Consider the following 19828-nt stretch of genomic DNA (forward strand, 5'->3'; position numbering starts at 1 on the left):
AAAGGCAGTCGCGCGCTAGCGCGCGGTGAGACCCGGCGGTAAGTCGATGTCCATCTCGAGGCGGCCGGTGAAGGCGGCGCCTTCCTCGATGACGATCCGCGCCGCCTGCAGCGACCCGTCAAAGCGCGCGCCGGCCGCGATCGTCACCGGGCCGCGGGCGCGGACCTCGCCCCGTAGGGCGCCACGCAGGGTCAGCTCACCGACCTCGACCTCGGCCTCGACGATGGCCGCCGCTTCGATCAGCAGCGAGCGCTCGAGCGCGATCGCGCCCTCGACCCGCCCTTCGACGATTAGATCCTCACCGCCCGAGATCGTGCCGCGAACCGTCACTGTCTTGCCGATGACGCAGGGTTGTTCCGCCATGCTCGCTCTCCGCTCGCTCTCCGCTCGCTCCCGGTTCGTGCCCGGTTCGTGCCCGGTTCGGTCCATCGTCGCCCTCTGCCGGGCCGCGGCGCCGCGCGGAGGGGCGCGGACTCGCGAGCGGCCTTTGCCGCGTTTCGCCGGGCGAATGGAGGCGTCGGAAGCTAGCAGCGGGCCAAAGCGACTGTCAAGCGCGCGCCAGCGCAGGGGCGCTAGAAGAGGTAATTCGCACCGAGCGAGAAGATATCCCAATGGCTGCGATAGCTGCCGGCGTTGATGATGCGCCCCGAGCCATCGGCGGACATCTGGGCCAGCCGCGCCCCACCCGGCTGGTCGGCCGGAGGAACCTCGAGGCGCTCCTGATAGAGGTGCGCATAGGCCACCGATAGGTCGACCCGCTGACCGAGCCGCATCGTGCCGCCGAGGTGCAGCCCGAGCCGGCGAACGGGCAGGAAGTCGATGTTGGCCAGCGCCGGATCGAGACCGCGGGTTTCGTACGAGAGCCCGCCGCGCAGCGCACAGCGATCGCGCGCCACGGTGTAGTCGCCGCCGAGGCGCAGCGAGAGCTGATCCCGCCAGCCGCGCGGCACTCGGAAGGCGTTGTCCACAGGAACGTCGAGCGTCAGTACCTTCCCATCGGTCAGTCTCTGGCGGGTCGTCAAGGTCAGATCGGCGGGAGGCCGGAGCACGACCTCGTCGACGCGGCCGTTGCGCTCGAAGACGGCGTCAAGCTCGAGGTCCCAGCGTTCGTCGTGCAGTGCATCGCGCGTCCGCCGCGCCTCGCCTCGCAGGGGCGCGGTCGCCCGCCGCGCAACATAGCGGATCGCTGCGGTGGCCTGCCAAGGCAAGGGGAAGTGCAGGCTCAGATCCTCGAGGCGGTCGTCGGTCGGGATACTGCTGCCGGGCTCGCTAGAGCCGTAGTCACCGAAGCGCATGTCGATGTTGGCCGAGCCGCGCAGGTCGTCCGACCAGCGCAGGGTCGCCGCCAGCTCGATGTCGCGCCTCGGCGTCGCGTGGACCCCGGCGATCACTGCGGGCACGAAGCGATCCGCTCCGCGAATGCGCGCGCGCCCGTCCAACGACGGGTTCTCGCCCCCCGTGGTGACGCCGTAGCTCAATCCATCAAGGCTGAAGATCCCCCACTGCAGCGTGGCGCCGACGCGAAGCCAGGGCGCGGCCTGCCAGCTCAGCCCGGCGCTCGGGCTCAGGGCGAAGCCGCCCGCGCTCAGCGCCAGATAGCGCAGGGGGTTGGGTCGCGCCGCGCCGGAAGGAGAGCGCACGGTGCCGTCGCGATCACCCCACTGCACCGAGCCGGTGTTGGCGGGCAGCAGCAGCCCGAACCCGAGGCCGAGGCGCGGTCCGAGGGCCAGGCTGGCGACGATCGCTGGGGCCGGAATCGGCGCGCCCGTGTTGCAGACCCGCGGGAAGGACTCGAGGGCGTAGCCGCCCTGCGACGGCAGGCGCTCACTGTCGCCAAAGCGACTGAAGTCGCGGACCGTGACGTTGTCGGTGTAGCTGCCGCTGCGCTGCACGCAGGCGTCGAAGAAGGCGAGGTGGCTATTGATCAGCAGGGCACGCTGCCCGGTGCTGCCGATCAGGGCCGGGTTGTAGCTCAAGGCCATGGCGTCGTCGCCGCGGGCGGCGAAGGCTGCTGCGCGGCCGAGTGCCCGCGTGCCCGGTCCCGGATAGTCGAGCCCTCCAGCGACCGCGCGCCGCGCGGCGACGCAGGCGACGAGCCCAGCGAGGGCGAACCGGATCAGCCGGATCAGCCGGATCAGCCGGATCAGGGCGCTGGCGGACCGAGGTGGGGGTGACGGCATCATCGAGTGGAACCGGGCCGCATCGTAGCAGAGCCCGTCGCGGCGCGATGCAAGCGCGATGCAAGGCAGCTTGCGAGCGGCGGGTCTGTGCTAGGGTCCGGCGCTATGAACTCCTTCGCGCTGCAGCATCGCGTCGCCCTCCGACGCCGGTATCACTCGCCGGCCCCGCGGCACGCCGCAGGCGGTGGGGCGCGGCCGAGCCTGGGCGCCCTGGCGCCGGCCCTGTCGGCCGCCGCCGCGCTGGTCCTGCTGCTCTCGCTGAGCGGCTGCAGTGGTGACGCCAAGCTGCGCGCGGATGCGAGCACGACGCTGATCGACCAGGGCCCGACGCTGCGCTGCCCGAGCGCGGGCCCGACGCCGCTGGCGCAGCAACATGGTGCATGTTGCTACCGCCGCGCCAACGCCGACCGCCAAGCTCGGCCCGAGTATCGGGTGGCAGGGCTGCAGTTCAACCAGCCGCAGAGCCTCGCGAACACGCTGCTGACCAGCATCACCACCAATTCGATCGACGAAGAGCGCTTCAACTGGCTCTTTGCGCTCGAGGGTGCCGACGATGACGGCCCGCTCACGATCCGCACGGGGAGCGCGCGCAGGCAGAGCGACGGGAGCTTCAGCTTTACCCACGGGACGGGTGGCCTCGGCGGGGGCATCGACTGGGAGCCGATCACCATCGAGGGCTCGCTGCTCGGTGCAACCTGGCAGGGTGGGCCGGCGTCGCGGCCCGTGGCGCTGGTGATCTTCAACCCCGACGGCGAGCACGTCGATGCCGAGCTGCCGATCCGCGAGCTGCGCATCATCCGCGCCGTGATGGCCGCCGACCGTGATTGCATCGGTCGGCGGCTGCTGACGAGCTACGACACCGAGGACGGCGAGATCAGCGGCTATCTGACCTTGGAGGACGCGGGCAAGGTCTTCGTCGGCATCGGCGGTCTCGACCCGATTCGGCTCTGCATGGTGTTGCTGGGTAGCCCGGCTGCCAGCGGCGAGTGCACGGCGCTTCCCCGCAAGGACTGGACCTTCCCACCCGATGCGCGCTGCGACGCGGGCGGCTGCCAAGCCGGTGGTTGCGATCCGCTCAGCGACTGCAACGCCTGGGTCGTGCGCGGGACCTTCGCCGCGCAGGGCGTCGAGGTCGAGTGAGCGCGCTGGGACGGGGCGTCGGCGCGCTCGCCGTGCTCGCCCCGCTGCCTGGCTTCGCGGAGACGGCGTTTCGCCGCGCCCTGCTGCTCGAGCTCGTGCTCGCCGCCCTCACCTATCTAGCCCTGCGGCGTGTCACGGCGCCTTACGGACGCCACGCGCGACCGGGCTGGGGCCCCGTGCTTGCGGCGCGCCTCGGCTGGACGCTGATGGAGCTGCCGGCGCTGCTCGGCTTTCTCGCGGTCTTCGTTGCGGGAAGCCAACGCGGCGAGCTCATGCCGCTGCTGCTCGCCGCGCTCTGGACGCTGCACTACGCCCAGCGCAGCCTCGTCTTTCCCTGGCGTCTGCCGCCGACGGCGCGTCCCCTGCCTGTCCTCGTGGTCGCGCTCGGCCTGCTCTTCAACACGCTCAACGCGCCGATCAACGCCTACTGGCTCGCCGAGGTCGCGCGCTATCACGCACGCTGGCTGCTCGACCCGCGGCTGATCTTCGGCGTCGTGCTCTTCTTCGGCGGGTTGGCCATCAACTGGCATGCGGACGCCGCGCTCTTGCGCTTGCGTCGCGCCGGCGGCTACCGAATTCCCCAGGGCGGGCTCTTTCGCTGGGTCTCCTGCCCCAACTATCTCGGCGAAATCGTCGAGTGGTGGGGCTGGGCGCTGGCCGCCTGGTCGCCGGCCGGCGCGGTCTTTGCGCTCTACACCATGGCCAACCTGCTGCCGCGGGCCCTCGCGCATCATCGTTGGTATCGCGCACGCTTCGCCGACTACCCGCGCCAGCGCCGGGCCCTCCTGCCGCTGATTTGGTGAGCTGCCCCCGCGGGGTCGCCCAGCGCCACGCCCAGCGCCAGAACTGGCGCGCTGGCGCAAGCGGCGGCTAGCATGGGCGCGTCGCCTCGCCGGTCCTGACGGAAGGCGGCTGCCCGTAGCCGCTCGACGCGCGCTTGCGCCGAGCCGAGGAGCTTCGATGCTATCACTGGCGCTGGCGGCTAGTACCCTGGGCTCGAGCCTGGGTTCGGGCCTGCTGCTCGGGTTATTGGGCTGGGTGGTGCTCCGGGTCGTGCTGCCCGGCTTCTACACGGTCGATCAGAGCGAGCGCGCCGTGCTCACCACCTTTGGGCGGGCCCGGCGGCTCCCGGGACCGACGACCGCCGACCTGCCGATCGCCGAGGCGCTGCGTCCCGACGAGCGCGAGCGCTATCGCTATCCACAGGTGCAGGTGATCGGTCCCGGGGGCCCCTACTTTCGCTGGCCCTGGCAGAGCGTCCACAAGGTGTCGGTCGCCGTGCAGACGATGAACATGGCGCTCGACCCCGAGGATCCCGGCGCCAATCACGGCGGCTCGGTGCTCGAGGCGGTGACCAAGGATCAGCTCAACACCGGGCTGACCGGCGACGTGCGCTTTCGCGTCAGCGAGCAGAACCTCTATGCCTACCTCTTCGCGATCAAGCGGCCGATCGCCCACGTGATGGGCTACTTCGTCTCGGTCTTGCGGCAGAAGATCGCCTCCTTCGAGGCGCCGCAGCACGCGCTCGGGCAGGCCGAGAACGGCGCGGCGCTCGACCTGGCGCAGGCCGAGGGCATCTCGATCAACGACCTGCGCAAGAACCTGCGCGACATCAACCAGCACATGGATCTTGAGTGCCGCAGCTCCGAAGCGCGCTACGGCGTGGCGCTCGATGCCTCGCTGATCACCAGCATCGACCCGCCCTCCGAGGTGGAATCGGCGCTGGCCGCGATCAACACCGCCCATAATCACGTCTCGTCGGATATTTCGCTCGCGCGCGCGACCGCCGACCAGCGCATCGTGCAGTCGCGGCGCGCGGTAGAGATCGAGACCTTGCGGGCGCAGGCCGAGGTGCAGCCGCTGCAGGCGCTGGCCACCGAGCTGGAGCTGCTCCAGGCCAACGGCCCCGACGCGCTTCGGGCCTATCGGCGCTTCGTGGCGCTCGAGCTGCTCGGTCGCGCGCAGCAGCACGTACGGGAGGTGCGCTCATGACCCTGATTATCGGCGCGCTCTCGCTGGTGCTCTGGTCGGTGCTGATCCCCTTCGGCTTCACCCTGCTGCGCTTGCTCGGCGTCTATGACGTGGTGCACGAGGGCCGCTGCCACGTCTACACGCTCTTCGGCAAGGTGGTCGGCGTGATGCGCGAGCCCGGGCTGGTCTGGCTCTGGCCGCAGATGGGGCCGACGGCGCTGATCGTGCGCTGGCTCGGTACGCGCTACGTCGTCGATCTGCGCCGCGACCAGACCTATATTCGCTCGCAGCCCGTCAACTCGGAGGAGGGCGCGCCGATGGGCATCGGCCTCTGGTACGAGATGTTCGTCAGCGATCCGGTGGCCTTCCTCTTCGCCAACACCGACCCGCGCGGCTCGCTGCGCTCCAATGTCTCGAACGCGGCGGTGCGCTGCCTGAGCAACATGCCGCTGGCGGCGATGCTGCAGACGCGGCATTCGATGAGCGAGAGCGTACGCAACGAAGTCTCGCCGGAATCCCATAAGTGGGGCTATCGGCTGGGCAGCGTCTATGTGCGCAAGGTCCACTTCCGCGATGTCGGGATGCTGCGGCAGATCGAGGAGAAGGTGGTCAACCGCCTGCGCCAGGTGACCTCGGCGATTCGCCAGGAGGGCGCCAACCAGGTCAGCGTGATCACCAGTGGCGCCGAGCGCGAGGCGGCGGTCGACTTCGCCAAGGCAGCCGCGCTGCGGCCGCAGATCGTCGGCGGCGCGCTGCAGCGCATCTCACGTGAGCGCGAGGTCGCCGAGACGCTCTTCGACGTGCTCGAGACGCAGCGCCTGCTCGAGTCCAAGGGCAGGCTGACGCTCGTGCCGGCGCGCAGCGCCGAGCTGCTGCCCCAGCTCCTGACCAGCGCCAGCCTCGAGCACGAAGGCGCGGCGGAGCGCTCGCTCGTCCCCGTCGCCCGCGCCGCGCGCTGAGGCCGCCCTGGCGCGGTGACGCCCGGGGCGCTGAGGCTTGCCGGCCCCGCGTGGCCCATGCGATAGCTCCCCGGTGGGGGCCCTGATGTTCCTTTTGCCAGCTAGCGGTTGCTCACGTCGGCCCCGGGTCGCGCTGCGGCGCGGCTGCGTCGTCTCGCTCTTGCCGCTGCTCCTCGCGGGGCGCGCCTCAGCAGAGGGCGCGCGCGTGCAGCCGCGCGCCTTGGAGTTCGCCATCGGTCGTCACGCCTTCGTTGTGGCGCCGCGCGGCGCGGCGACGATAGAGGTCCACCGTGCCGGCGTGCCCGGAAAGGATCGGGCGTATGCTGCCGTGGCGCAGCGCTTCGCTCCTGCTGGCGTCCGCCCGCGCCAGGGCGGGGGAGCCTTCATCGGCAACGAGACCGGCCCGGGCGGCGACGACGCCGCGCCGGCGGGGCTCTTGCTCGGGTCCGCAGGTCAGCTGGCGCGGGTCGACGTCTTCGGCGTGGAGCCCGGAGCGCGCACCCGCCCCGCGGCGCGGGTCTTCGCGGCGAGAGACTGCCTCGGCGGTGGCTGCCGATCGCGCAGCGGGCCGCTGCTGACCGCCCAGCTCCTCGAGCGCTGGCGGCAAGAGGGTACGCGCCCGTCTGCGATCGGCTTCGACGTCGATGGCACCCTGGTGGAGCGCTACGTCCCGGGGGCGGGCGGCTTCGGCCATGCGACGCTCGATGATTACCCGCTGCTCCGGTCCGAGCTGGTGGCGCTCGTAGGCGATCAGCACCCCTTCTTCTTTCTCACGCGCAGCCCCCTTGGCTCGGTGCGCGAGCGGCTGCTCGACCCCCTCGCGGGGGCGCTTTTCCATGCCTGCATCTCGGCGCCCCTGCCGACGTGGATTGTTTCCAGCAGCCTGACGGTGCTGGACGAGCTGCGCCTCGACGGGTCGGGAGGGCACGGCACGGTGCGGGCAGTGCGGGCGGTGCGGGCAGTGCGGGACGCCGAGTTCGGACGAGAGTTCCGGCTGCTGCCCGCCGAGCTCGAGGCGATCCTCGAGGTGGTGCAGGGCCCCCAAGGGCGCGGCGGGCTCTTGGCGGCGGCGTATCAGCGGGCCATTGGCTGGAAGCAGCGGCTGCAGGCGGCGGGCGCGCTCCCTGCTCGCGCGCTGGCCCGCTATCGCGGTCTTCTCGGGGCGCTCGAGCTGCCCGCCGCCGACAGCCCGAAGCTCCGCCCGGTGGTCGAGGTGCGCCCGGGTGACGTCGTGCTGAACGATCCGCTTGGGCCCGACGTGCGGGTGCTCAGCATGAACCCGATCGCTCCTGGCCACCGCGCTGCCTTAGCCAACGCGCTCGTGGGCGCCCTCGGTGGCACAGCCGCCCACCGCGGCGCAGCCCACTGATCGGGCCGCGAGGGATCGGGCTGCGAGGTGAAGGGCGTGGTTGGCGTGGCTGCGGAGGTCGCTGCGCGCGCCCTTTCTTATCCTGGTTTTGATCCTGGTGTTGATCTTGGTGCGGGCGGTCTCGCGGAGGGAGGGGGGGAGCAATCATGATCCAAGTCAGAGGAATGAGGGCAGGCAGGCCGGGACGCCTGCGGGTGGCAGCGCGGGGCGGCCTGCTGAGCGCGGTGCTCGCCGTCGCTTTCGTCGCGACGCCGGCGGCGGCGTCACGGCCGGCGCGCTCGACGCCAGCGCGAGGGAATCGCCGTGGCGCCATCCACCGCGTGTTTCCATCCGTGCGGCTCGCGCAGCCCGGCGAAGCTCAGGACGAGGCGATCGCCGTGCGCGCCGGCTCTCGGGGACTACCCGCTCAGATCACGCTCTTCGTCCCGGCGGCGCTGCTCGGGCTCGAGCGTGGACCTGCCGGCTCGCCCGTCCGATTCGAGCACGGTGGAGTCGATCGGGTCGGCGGGAGCCCGGGCGACCATCCGCGGGAGTTGCTCCGGGATGATTGGGCCAGGGGGAGCCTTCTGCGCGTCTGGCTGGAAGGCCAGGCGCGGCCGCGCGCCCGCGGCGAAGGGGCGCGCAAGACGAGGCACCAGAGGCCGGCGACGAGGGACACCGAGCAGCAAGGGATCATGTCGCGCTACTGGAGGGCGGTCATGATCGGCGTCGCGCCGGAACCGGGCGCTCCCCTCCTGCACGGGCATGCGTCGGAGGTCGCTGCGGAGTGGTCGCACCGAAGCGCAGCGGTGGCTCGCGCTCAACACAGCGTGGCCGCCGCGAGGCGCGGCGGCCAAGACACGGAGTTGCGGGGGGAGATTGCTGCGTTGGCAGCGGCGCGCGAGGGCTTACGCGCCTGGGCAGGCCTCGCCGCGCGGCTCGTCACTGAGGGTATTTCTGGGCCCGGGGTGCGGTTGCTCACCGAAGCGAAGGCGACGGCCCCGACGCGGGCCGAGGGTCTCTCGGGGCTCTTCGGCTACCCAGCGTCGGGTGCAGAGAGGCTCGCGCCCCTCTTCGATCCGGCCACGGCCAGGGCGTTCGTGGCGGTCTTCAACGACCACGGCGTCGTCTTGCCGGTTGGGGCCAGGACGAGGATCAATCGGGCCTTGAAGCAGGCGAGGCAATGGGGCTCGCGCGGCAAAGCCGCCGTGGCCGCCCTGAGCGCGCTGAAGGAGCTGAGGTTTGAGGATTGACGTGGCGCCTGCATCGGCGCCGCGCTGAGCCCTGCGAGGGAGCGCGCTGGCCCACGCATCAACCGCCGTTGAGCACGCGGCGCAGCTCGCGCTGGAGCTTGCCGACCTGCAGTCGGGCGCTGCGTAGGTCTGCCGGCGCGTCGGAAGCGCTGGTGGCCACGAAGGCCGCGCCGAACTTGCGCTGCGAGGGCTCGTCTACGGTTAGCGCGCCGAGCAGGGCCGGGACGATGCCCTGGCCCCGCGCGGCGTCGTAGAGCAGCCCGTGCTGCTCCAGCAGGGCAAGGAGCCTGTCGGGCTCGAGCGCCTCGACCGCCCTTCCGAGCGCCAGACGGTCGAGGTTGTCGGTCTGGCGATAGACCACGACGCTTCCCGCCTGCGTGCGCAGCAGGCCCTCTTCGAACTTCGCCCCGGTCGCGCCCTTGGCGAGCTGGGCCGCATAGCGCGTCGCGGGCGTCCGCAGGTTGATCTCGCAGGCCTTGAGCGCCAGCTCCGTGCCGCCGCCGGGCAGGCGCGTACGCTGGCCAAGGACATCGATTCCGACGGGTCCGACGACGCCGGCGCGTGCCAGCGTGCCGCCCACAACCCGACCGATGCGGCTCAGCTGCGCCGCGAGGGCTGGCTCCAGCGGTTGCTCGCAGCCGAGGTAGTGGCCGTGCCGCGTCAACTGGTGGTGGCAGGACTCGACCTCAACGCCCCCGTCAGGGTGTAGCAAGAGCTGCACGCTGAGCTCGCGCGGCCGTGGCAAGTATTCCTCGACCACGACGCCAACCCGGGCCAGCTCTTGGCCGAAGCTGGCCCAGGTCTCTCGCGTCGGATCGTCGGCGGCCTTGCCGCGATCGCTGGCGAAGGCGAGTTCGGTCCTGTCGGCGAGGCGCTCTTCGATCGCCGTCGGGCGCTGCGCGGCCGGCAGTCGGGCCAGGCCGGGGAGGTTGAGGAAGGCGATACCCTCGCCGGAGGCGCCGTCATTATGCTTGATCACGATGCGCCGGCGACGCGGGTGCGCTGCTACGTACTCGCTGACGGCCGCCACCACCGCGTCCGTGCTGCGCAGGGGCTCGAAGGAGCCCTCGAGATGGGGCACCTCGGCCTCGGCGAACCAGTGACGCGACGCGGCCTTGGTGCCGAGCGCGCGCTGTTTCGGCGTGGCGCCCCAGATCGGCACCTCGAGCAGGCCGGCGATCCGCGCCACGTCAGCATCGACGCTGTAGGCCGAGAGCCTGACGTCGTCGGAGCGGTCCCGCGCGGCGCCGACAGCGTCGACGAGCGCGTCGTATGCAGGCCGATCATGCCGCAGCGCGCGCAGCAGCGACTCTCCCGGCCTTCGCGGCGAGGCGATCACTGACAGGCGCTGCCTGGCGTCGGAGCGACCCGCCTCGGGCAGGCCGCGAAAGAGCGCGTTCAGCTCCAGCGCCGAGGGCCGACGCGTCAACACGACGATCGAGTGCGCGTCTGGGTCGGCGAGCGCCGCGACGGCCGCGGGCAGCGCGCGCTCGTCGTAGAAGGGCACCGTCGCTCCCGCGGCCTTGGCCATCACCCAGCCGTTGAGGTTGAGGGTGTGCAGGTAGAGGGTCGTGCGGCCCCGCGTGGGCGCCGCGGCCGAGCGGAGGGCGGTGAATCGACGCTGTGTACGCTCGTAGTTCTTCTGGAGCTCCCTGTCGTCCGGAAGCGCTGCCCGCGCCCGTAGAGACCCGGGGCCGTACGCCTGCGTGCCCCGTCGGAGCTCGGCGCTGGCTCGCGGGCTCCCACCAGAGACCAGGCCGAGGCAGAGCAAGAACGCGAGACGCTGCGAGCAGCGTCCCACCTGAGGATGCGATCGGAGCGCCTTGAGCTGGGCCGCCTTGAACATCGGGGCTGCTCCCTTCCGGCGCGTGGGCGGGGATGACGGGGCGTCCAACCCCGACGCTCGCTTACGCGCCCGGCGCGGAGCTGTCGGCGATTGTGCTCGCGATGTCAAGACCCGGCCCGCGCACCGGCGCGCGATCGGGCGAGACGCGAAATCTCCCGGAAGCGAGAAGCGGGTCCCACCTGCTGGCGCCCGCCCAGCCGGCTAGAGGGACGGACTCAAACGTCGCCTGGCCACCCTGCTCCGCGCGCCCGCCCTGAGAACATTTCGCGACCACTGGAAGATTGAAAACCAGCGGCATCACTGCCTCGACGTCTCCTTTGCCGAGGACAGGTTCCCATGCGGCATCTCGAGGAACGTCGAAAGCCACCTCTCGTTGGCGTCGCCCCAAACCTCCATGGATTCGGCGTCGTCACAGCCGCAAACCATCGCCATCAGCGCCGTGACGATGACCGTCCGCAGCGGATACCGCCGACCCTGCCCACGCCGCGAATCGCCCAGGCCCATGAGCGCCTCCTCGAAATGCCCGAGCGCCACCAACTCGTTGGAAGAGGTCGGTCGCCAGGTCCACCAGATTCCGCCGGCGCCTGACGAGGCGAGTCGGACATGGAGCCCCTTGGCGCTGGGATGTCACTCGCGACACCGCCCATCTCGGCAGGTGCGGCCGCTCGGGCACGCGCACTCCACGAACGCCCCCGGGCAGCCGGCCGACTTCTTGCCGCAAACGTCGCTCCTGCAGACGTCGCGTGGACCGATCGGATCGCAGGCCTGGTGTGGTGGCATACAGATCCCACCTTGGCAGCTCAAACCCCAGTCGCAACCGCAGGAGATGGTTGTTCCGGGACAACCAGAGGGGATGTCGCCGCACAGGCTTCCGTTGCCGTAGCGGCAGACCTCACGACGCTCCTTGGGGACGCACGTTGGCTGTTCGGCCTGCGCCCTGGAGTAGCGCGGGGGCTGATACGACGTGTGGGCGACAAGCTCCGTTTGTTGTAGGTGGCCTTCTCGTGACGTGACGCGCAGCGGGTACTCTCCGGCCTCGGAGGTACCGTCCGTCCGGAAATGGGGCAGAGGTTCTTTAGATTCGAGGTCGAAGACGAACTCCTGGTGCGGGACGGCCCAGCAGATACCGCCCCCAGGGCCGTCCGGCATGCACTCCCGCTGGCATTCGGCGACAGAGCTGAACTCGCGCAACGCACCGCTCGTGGAGGTCACCATCGTGGTCAGATGAATCTGGCCGCAACCGGACACGGTCTGACCGAGCCTGAGAACGATGCGTAGGTGGTACATGTCGAGCACCTCGGCGCGGCCCGCGACTGGGTTGCCGGCAAGCGCGCACTGCTCCCTGACCTCCGACGTCACATCCTCACAACGCCGATCGACGGCGAATCGCGGTGTGGGCGGGCGCGTGCCGTGATCGCCGCCAAGATGCCGACTTGGCCCAGCGCAGTTGATGATTCCGGCAACCACTATGGCAGACGGGAGGGTTCGCTGCCGGATCCTCCTAAACGCGTGCATCTACTGTGGGCTCCTCTCGGGCCGGTCCGGGGGGTCGAGCTCCGGGACCTTCTCGCGAAGGCCGCACAGAATGCCATAGATCTTCGCCAGCTCAAGCCCCCATCCCTAAAGAAAAGGCGCCGCTCCTCCTGCAGCGTCTCGCGGCAGTCCTAGGCTAACCTCCGGATGGTTTTGCGGAAGGTGTCGCGCACCAACCAAGGGACAAGACCAAAGGCCCCGAGGTTGATGACCCACTATATTTGATGACCCACGATATGAGGTGGACCCCATTGTTCGGACCACGGGGCGGGTCGGCGAAGGTGGAGCCTGCGAGGGGTGAGAGACCTCCGCCGCCGAGGTGTTGTTGTACGTCGTCGAGGCCGCTCACCCTGTGTATCACCCTGAGTCTTTTGTGCCGTTGGCACAAGTTCATGATGACACCTTGCACCATCTGCACACGGATCATTTGGGTACGCCGTTGGAGGCCAGCAAGACGAACAAACGAGGAAATCACCGATCGAGGCAAGTATTCGCTGGTGCTGGGCGGAGGAAGTGATCGTGCAGGGACGGCAGCGGTCGTCCAGGAGTGTTTTGTGCGATACGGGAAAGAAGATGAGTGTTGGGCCTGGGAACGAAGCGGTTTGGATGACACCGCGATCGAGCGACGGTCAGGCGTCGGCGTCGATCATCGACAGATCGCCTATCTTCGTGCCAGCGTTGCGCCATGAGAATCCGTCACGTTTCTGGGGTGGTCCTCCTACTCGCCGGCTGCGGCGCCGCGACCGCTCGCCTAGCCCAGCGCTCGCCGTTGGCTGGCAGTCGGGAGCCCGACACTGGCCTGACGGCCGCCGGAACGCGCCCACCAGCCGCACGTCCGGTCTTTGCGCCGCCTGCTTCGATCGGAGACTGTCGCGCCGATCGGCTCGAGATTCTCGAGCAGGAGGTTGACCTGGGTGCGCCCTATCCCCCGTGGCAGTACCAGCCGCTGGAGATGTCGGTGTCGCACCACTCCCACCGTGTCGGTGGCCTGATCGTGCTCATCGTCCTGAGGGCTGACCCGCAGGCGCAGGTGACCGGATTCGACGCTCGGCGATTCGACGTCGCGGCCGGCCGTTGGCTGCCGACTGTGCCTGATCCCTCTCCGCCGCAGCGCGGCCTCGAGCCTCAGATAACCGGGGTGGCGAGCGGGGTGATCGGCGAAGCCGTCTATGTGCAATGGACGGACCTAGCCCGAGGAACGCACGTGCGCCGCTTCGCCCCCGCGACCGGCACCTGGAGCGAGGCCGACCCAGCTACCGTGGTCCCCAGCTTCAACGGTCTCGCGACCCACGGAGCGTATCCGCCGAACCCCGAACCGACGACATCGGTGAAGCTCGAGGTCTCGACCGAGCGGCGCACCGCGACCTTCACGGGTATCGACGGTCGTGTGTTGGGCACCCTCATCTTCACGTCGCGGCCGGGCACCTACGTCGGCGCCTTTGCCAACCGGCGCACGGCGTTCCTGTGGAGCAACGTGCCGGAGGCCACGCAACGTGAGCTTCCCACGGCCGAGCGCATCGACAGCTTTCTGGTCGGCCTCGAGACGGGGTCGGCCTGTCGCATTCCGCGCGAGATCGTGATCCCGGGCACCACGTTCTTCCGCCTGCACGACGCCATCGTCATGCTCAACGTCCTGCAGACCCCTGGCGAAGAATCCCGCTGCCCGGAAGGGAGGCCCTGTGCCGCGCCGAAACAGCAGCACTTTCGCGGCGTCTCCATTGCCACGCTGCGGGACCGCGGCGAGTAGCGGGTCCCGGACCCGGGGTGATGGTGGGCGGACGCTTGGTGCCACGGCCCCGCGCCGGTCGAGCTCCCAGTCGAGCTCGTCCAGCACGATGTTGCTGAGCAACGGGGAGAGCGGACCACCCTGTGGGACGCCATCTCCCCTCGGGCGCTCGACTCGCGAGGTTGAGATCGCCTTTCGACGACCTTGCGGTAGTGCCGGCCTCTCCTTCCTCTGCCGGGCCATCGGTCCTTTGTCCTTTCGTCCGCTGGCCTACCGCGTGCCGATCACGCGGAACCCTGCAGAGGGCCTGGGGTAAGAACATCGAGCTTCAAGACAATCCCGTCGCCAGTAGAGGACGAGGAGCAACGGATACAGGGCGTCGCTGCTGGGGACCAGATCGCTCTTTGCAGCCCTACGAGCCGACTTCTGCCCCTACACTGCCCGCCCGAGCGGCTGACTCACCGCCGCGAACCGCTGGCCCCGACCGGCGATACTCGCCTCCGCAGGCGAAAACGTGGATTAAAGGCCTTACCCTTGCACCCTTGGTTGGAGCGCCTACCCTTGGGTTGCGCGAGAAGGCAGAAGAATTCCGCGAACGCCGCGATACGCAGGCCTAACATGCTGCGTGATTGTGGGATCGTCTCCGTTTTTGGGCGAATCCCGCTTGCAGGACTGTCCCCTGGTCACGCTATTCGGCAATGATGAGATCGGCGACGTTGGAGGTGATCGTGCCGAGGGGGGGATCATCGGTGTTGGGTGCCGTGATGGTCAAGGTCGCGGTTTGATCAGCGACAGCCGTGTTTCTCGCGCCGACTTTGAAACCGCAGTAAGCCGTTGTGCCACTTACTAGAGTCGATCCTTCGCAGGGTGAGATGGAATCGTCCAAAACGAAGTGCGTGGTGTTGGTCAGCGTGATCGCGATCATCACCGACGCCGGTCCATCATTGGCGGTGTAGGTGACGGTGAATACCGGGGCCGCGGCGGGTCTTGTCTTCGAGATGGCCAACGGGCTGTTTGGCGTGGTTGGGGTTAGCAACAACACTGGCCAGCCTCTCGAGGCGCCTGACAGGGCTAGCGGTGTCGCTTCGATGCCTGTGCCGGCATTGACGTCGAGGTTGGCGCCGTATGCGGTTACGTTGTCCGTAACCGTGGGTCGCACTTGGAACGTGCAGTTGCTGTCAACGCCGCTGGTGGTCAAGACCGCGTTGCAGGTGTTGTTGGCGATTTCGAAGTTGTCAGTGCTGCTCAAGCTCGGTGTTGGCTTGACCGGGGTGTCGGCGAAGCCGGTGTTGGTAACGGTGAACGTGATCGCGGTTCCGAGCGGTCCCGGGTAACGCACGTCCATCCCGTCGAGCGCGGCGCCGACCTCGGCGGTCAGGGCCAGGGTGGCGACGAAGCCGGAGGCGGTGACGCGTAGGCCTCGCGTCTCGCTGTCCACGCCGTCGGTGACGGTGAGCGTCGCGTCGTGCGTGCCGTCGGCGGTGAGCGCTGTGGCGTCCGGTGCGACGGTGACGGTGCAGGTGTCGGTCGGCTCGAGCACTGCGTCTTCGCAGGTGTCCGCGGTGATCGTGAACGCAGCGGCGCCGGTGCCGGAGAGGCCCGCGGCGAGCAGCGCGAGCGTGGGCCCCTCGCCGCTGTTGGTGATGGTGAACACCTGCGTCTCGGGGCTCGAGGGAGGCGCCCCGCCGGCGGTGAACGTGAAGAGGAATGGATCAGGTATGTCCGGGGTCATCACCAGGACAGGATCGAAGCCGCTTGCGTCGGCTGTGAGCGAGGCGACCGCCGTGATGTCGTCGTTGGTCGTGTCGGTCACGGTGAGCTTGGCCGTGTGGTCGCCATTCTCGGCGATGTTCCGGGTCGAGACGGTGACCGTGCAGCTGTTGCCAGGCGACGATGCCGCGAGCGCGGTTCCCGCGCAGTTATCTGTGACGATGGAAAACTTGGCCGAGTTCGTTCCCGACAGCGCTGCGGGTTTGAGCGCATTGGTCGGGATCCCCGTTTCGTTGGTGAAGGTGAAGGTGAAGGTCGGATCGGCCGTGGGCGTCACGGCCAGCGTGTCGCTCAGCGGATCAACCGAGATATTCGTAGGAAACCCGGAAGCCGTTCCTTCGAGCGTCAGCTCGTTCGAGCGGACGTCGTTGGCGTCGCGGATCGTTAGCGTCGCCGTGTAGCCCCCGGGGATGTTGGTGTTTGCCACGGGTTCGACCTGGAACGTGCACTCCGCGCCGGCCGCGAGCACTTTGGTGCCGCAGGTATTTTGGCCAGCCACGAGTCGGAAATTCGTGGTACCGGCTCCGAGGTTCGGCGCGGTGAGCGCTGCGATGGCACCGTTGCCGAGGTTGCGCACGGTAAAGGTCACGGCTGTACCCGGTGAGGTGCCACCGGTCACGTTCATCGTCGCGTTGGCACCGGCTGGGGATACGGAGAGCCGAATCACCGGGGTTGGTGCCGTGCCGCTGTCGGGGTTGACGCCAGTGTCGACGGTGCCCGAACCTTGGTCGCGGGACACAGCTGAATCGGGAGTGACGCCGCTGTCCGTTTCTCCGACGTTGAGCGAACCGGTGTCCAACCCCGTTGAACAGGCCATCAGAAACAGGCTCATGCCGGCAACTGCGGCCAACCGCATAACCAAACGCGTCATGGAAATCACCTCCTCGGATCGTGTCGCCGCTTCGCCGAGGCGCCCATCGTGCAGCTTCGATGGTTCTCGACCAAGGATCGCGGAATTCTAACGTAATGCGAATAGGTTGTCGATCGCGCCTACCAAGCCAATGGACCAAGCCCAGGGTGAGCGCATCTGAACCTCAGGAAATCCAGTAGCGAGGATGTCGAAGACATAGCTGCTGGGCGGCTTCGACCTGAGGCGCACGCGCCGGGTCCCCGCCCAGGGTGAGCGCATCTAAACCTCAGGAAATCCAGCAGCGAGGATGTCGAAGACATAGGAGCGGCTCCAGGCGGCGCGACGGCGTTTCATGGCGACACTCATGACGGAGGGTTCGCGCTTGATCATGGAAAGAGCGTGGCGGGCGATGAGGGCGAAGTTCTGGGCGCCGTTTTCGTGATGAATGCGGCGGTTGTCCTCGGCAAAGGAGATGTCGAGGCAGTGATGCAGCTGGTTTTCAATCTTCCAGTGGTCGCGAATGCGCTGGGCCAGGAGTTTGGGGTTAGCGTCGTGACTGGTGATGTAGTAGCTGGATTCTAGGGACAAGGCTTTCGAGGTGGCGCGGACGCGCTCAACGAGGACGATGGTGCGCAGGTCGGTCCAGGGGGCGCGGATGCGCGAGGGAAGGTCGCCGATGGGCATCGCCCGGACCCAGCGGTACTCGACGCGTCCGTGAGCGTCGTCGCGCGACCGGCACTGCTTGATTCCGCGGAAGTTTCGCTCGGCGGCATCGGCGAAGCGTTGCTGGACGTGCTTGTGCAGCGCGCTGCGGTTGCCCTTAAGCGCCAGCACGAAGTCGGCGCCCGCATCGCGCACGGCGGTGGTGACGGCGGCGGTGCAGGTGTTTGCATCGGCCGTGACCGTGGCGCCGCGAACGTCGAGTATTTGCAGCAGTTCCAGGGCCGCCTCGACCTCGCCACCGGCGCCCTTGACGGCCTTCTGCCCGAGGAGCAGCCGCTGCTCGGTGGCCCAGACCTGCATCAGGTGGAAGGCACCACCGCTCCCGGCCGAGCGTGCCAACGCGCCGCGCAGCGTCTTGCCGTCCATGGCGATGGTCTGTCCTTGGAGGTTGTCGAGAAAGGGCTTGAGCCAGCGCCGGAACGCCTCCTGGAAGGCCTGCGGATCGAGCGCCTCGAAGACCCGACGGAAGGTGTCGGCGCTCGGGGTGCCCCCCTCGAGGTCGAGGAAGGTCTCGAAGAAGTCGGCGCGCTCCTTGGCGAACGTCTCGAGCGCCTCCCAACCATCGGCGCCGCAGATCGCCCCCAACAACCCCATCGTCAACACGTTGACCAGTGGATGAGCACGTGTTCGAGCCACACGTGGATCCGGAATCTCGGCGAAGACAGCGACCAACGAATCGAGCCCGCGCGACTTGGGGTAGTGTGCCATCCTCGCAATCGATCATGAAACGACACGCCCGTCGATCACCTCCTGCAAGTGATCGAAATGGATCGCGTTTAGATGCGCTCACCCTGGGCGACTACGTGAGCGTTTACGACATCCAGCGCGCCGTACAGGACGGAGCCACGGTGCCCATCTACTACGAGAGCCGCCTGGCCAAGCTCGAGCTCAAAGACGAAGAGCTTCCGGCGCTCGACGCGGACTTTGAGGAGGCCACCGAGGGCGAGGAACTCGAAGGCAAGGAGAAGCTCAAAACCAAGTGGTCTGCTCTCGAAGCGCTGGTCGGTACCGAGCGTCGCATGTCGCTCGTGGCAGAAGACCTGGTTCAACACTTCGAGCGACGCCTCGAGGCCATGGACGGCAAGGCCATGGCGGTGTGCATGAGCCGGCGCATCTGCGTCGATCTCTACCGCGCCATTGTGGCACTCCGGCCCGAGTGGCACGATGAGGACGACACCAAAGGCGGCATCAAGGTGGTGATGACCGGCTCGGCATCTGACCCCGTCGATTGGCAACCGCACGTCCGCAACAAGCCTCGACGCGAAGCCCTCGCCAAGCGATTCAAGGATCCAGCCGACGAACTCAAACTCGTCATCGTCCGCGACATGTGGCTGACCGGATTTGACGCACCCTGCATGCACTCGATGTACGTTGACAAGCCGATGCGAGGGCACGGACTGATGCAGGCCATCGCGCGGGTCAACCGCGTGTTCCACGACAAGCCTGGTGGCCTCATAGTCGACTACTTGGGTCTTGCCGATCAACTAAAACGAGCTCTGCACACCTACACGGAGAGTGGCGGTCACGGGGACACGGCCGTCGACCAGGAAGAAGCCGTGGCGCTCATGCTCGAAAAGCACGAGGTCTGCTGCGGCCTGTTCCACGGTTTCGACTGGGGCGCGTGGACGACCGGGACGTCTGCTCAGCGGCTATCGCTCCTGCCCGCCGCCCAGGAGCACATCCTTGAGCAAGAAGGCGGCAAGGACCGTATCCTCCAGATCGTGACCGAGCTATCCAAGGCCTTCGCGCTGGCGGTGCCCCACGACGAATCGATCCGCATCCGCGACGATGTCGGCTTCTTCCAAGCCGTGCGCACAGCCATCGCCAAGACAGTGACCGGTGACCGGAGAGCCTCGGGTGATCTCGACCTCGCCATCCGGCAGATCGTCTCCAAGGCCGTCGCCTCCGACCAGGTCATCGACATCTTCGCGGCCGCGGGCCTCAAGAACCCCGACATCTCAATCCTTTCGGACCAATTCCTGTCCGAAGTCCGCGGCATGCGACACAAGAACCTCGCTGTTGAGCTTCTGCGCAAGCTCCTCAACGACGAGGTGAAGGCGCGCTCGCGCCACAACCTCGTGCAGTCGCGGTCGTTTGCCGAGCTGCTCGAGAAGTCGATCCGACGCTACCAGAACCGCGCCATCGAGGCGGCACAGATCATCGAAGAGCTGATCGAGCTGGCAAGGGAGATGCGCGAAGCAGGCCGCCGCGGCGAGAAACTCAAACTCAGCGACGATGAACTCGCCTTCTACGATGCCCTGGAGGTAAACGACAGCGCGGTCAAGGTGCTCGGAGACGACACCCTCAAGACCATCGCCCGTGAGCTGGTGGAGACTGTCCGCCGCAATGTCACCATCGACTGGACTGTGAAGGAATCCGTCCGTGCCAAGCTCCGCGTCATCGTCAAGCGCATTCTCCGCAAGTATGGCTATCCGCCCGACAAGCAAGAGTCCGCGACCAACACCGTTCTGCAACAAGCCGAGCTGCTGTCGGACTTCTGGACGGAGGCGAGAGCGTGAGCATTCTTAG

At 68.2% G+C, this 19828-nt stretch carries 14 protein-coding genes; 8 read left to right on the top strand and 6 right to left on the bottom strand.

Translation table 11 applies throughout. The annotated features are described in order from the left end of the window. Positions 1-15 precede the first annotated feature (15 nt). Both IPL40_12835 and IPL40_12840 read right to left on the bottom strand, forming a co-directional pair. On the bottom strand, positions 16-363 hold the full coding sequence (locus tag IPL40_12835) for a polymer-forming cytoskeletal protein (GenBank protein ID MBK8482037.1): 348 nt from the start codon (positions 361-363) through the stop codon (positions 16-18). A gap of 209 nt (positions 364-572) precedes the next feature. Then, a complete protein-coding gene (locus tag IPL40_12840; GenBank protein ID MBK8482038.1) occupies positions 573-2183 on the bottom strand; it encodes a hypothetical protein in 1611 nt (536 codons plus the stop codon). A 102-nt stretch (positions 2184-2285) separates the two neighbouring features. On the opposite strand from IPL40_12840, the gene IPL40_12845 reads away from it, so the two are divergent. The 6 genes from IPL40_12845 to IPL40_12870 all read left to right on the top strand — a co-directional run bounded on the left by IPL40_12845 (position 2286) and on the right by IPL40_12870 (position 8851). Next, positions 2286-3320, top strand: a complete 1035-nt coding sequence (locus tag IPL40_12845) for a hypothetical protein (protein ID MBK8482039.1) — start codon at positions 2286-2288, stop codon at positions 3318-3320. Between the two features lie 44 nt (positions 3321-3364). After that, on the top strand, positions 3365-4123 hold the full coding sequence (locus IPL40_12850; GenBank protein ID MBK8482040.1) for a DUF1295 domain-containing protein: 759 nt from the start codon (positions 3365-3367) through the stop codon (positions 4121-4123). Between the two features lie 157 nt (positions 4124-4280). Continuing rightward, entirely contained in the window at positions 4281-5312 is a 1032-nt protein-coding gene (locus IPL40_12855; GenBank protein ID MBK8482041.1) for an SPFH domain-containing protein, read from the top strand. Then, the gene (locus tag IPL40_12860; GenBank protein ID MBK8482042.1) at positions 5309-6250 is read left to right on the top strand and encodes an SPFH domain-containing protein; all 942 of its coding nucleotides are present in this window, start codon (positions 5309-5311) and stop codon (positions 6248-6250) included. The genes IPL40_12855 and IPL40_12860 overlap by 4 nt, the downstream gene beginning before the upstream one ends. A gap of 85 nt (positions 6251-6335) precedes the next feature. Continuing rightward, positions 6336-7619 carry a hypothetical protein gene (locus IPL40_12865; GenBank protein ID MBK8482043.1) on the top strand — a complete coding sequence of 428 codons (1284 nt, stop codon included), beginning with the start codon at positions 6336-6338 and terminating at the stop codon, positions 7617-7619. A gap of 146 nt (positions 7620-7765) precedes the next feature. Next, the gene (locus IPL40_12870) at positions 7766-8851 is read left to right on the top strand and encodes a hypothetical protein (protein ID MBK8482044.1); all 1086 of its coding nucleotides are present in this window, start codon (positions 7766-7768) and stop codon (positions 8849-8851) included. 58 nt (positions 8852-8909) lie between these two features. Here the strand turns inward: IPL40_12870 and IPL40_12875 are convergent, their stop codons facing one another. Continuing rightward, the gene (locus IPL40_12875) at positions 8910-10697 is read right to left on the bottom strand and encodes a hypothetical protein (protein ID MBK8482045.1); all 1788 of its coding nucleotides are present in this window, start codon (positions 10695-10697) and stop codon (positions 8910-8912) included. Between the two features lie 297 nt (positions 10698-10994). Continuing rightward, positions 10995-11231 carry a transposase family protein gene (locus IPL40_12880; protein ID MBK8482046.1) on the bottom strand — a complete coding sequence of 79 codons (237 nt, stop codon included), beginning with the start codon at positions 11229-11231 and terminating at the stop codon, positions 10995-10997. 1951 nt (positions 11232-13182) lie between these two features. Between IPL40_12880 and IPL40_12885 the strand changes: the two genes are divergently transcribed. After that, the gene (locus tag IPL40_12885) at positions 13183-13977 is read left to right on the top strand and encodes a hypothetical protein (protein MBK8482047.1); all 795 of its coding nucleotides are present in this window, start codon (positions 13183-13185) and stop codon (positions 13975-13977) included. Positions 13978-14644: 667 nt separating this feature from the next. Here IPL40_12885 and IPL40_12890 read toward each other — a convergent pair. Both IPL40_12890 and IPL40_12895 read right to left on the bottom strand, forming a co-directional pair. Beyond that, positions 14645-16597 (bottom strand): hypothetical protein, encoded by a 1953-nt coding sequence (locus IPL40_12890; protein MBK8482048.1) that lies wholly within the window; start codon positions 16595-16597, stop codon positions 14645-14647. Positions 16598-16855: 258 nt separating this feature from the next. Next, complete coding sequence (locus tag IPL40_12895; protein ID MBK8482049.1) at positions 16856-17971, bottom strand: ISAs1 family transposase; 1116 nt, start codon at positions 17969-17971, stop codon at positions 16856-16858. Positions 17972-18021: 50 nt separating this feature from the next. On the opposite strand from IPL40_12895, the gene IPL40_12900 reads away from it, so the two are divergent. After that, a complete protein-coding gene (locus tag IPL40_12900) occupies positions 18022-19818 on the top strand; it encodes a DUF3387 domain-containing protein (protein MBK8482050.1) in 1797 nt (598 codons plus the stop codon). Positions 19819-19828 lie beyond the last annotated feature (10 nt).

The organism is Pseudomonadota bacterium (genome assembly GCA_016711215.1).
GTDB lineage: Bacteria > Myxococcota_A > Polyangia.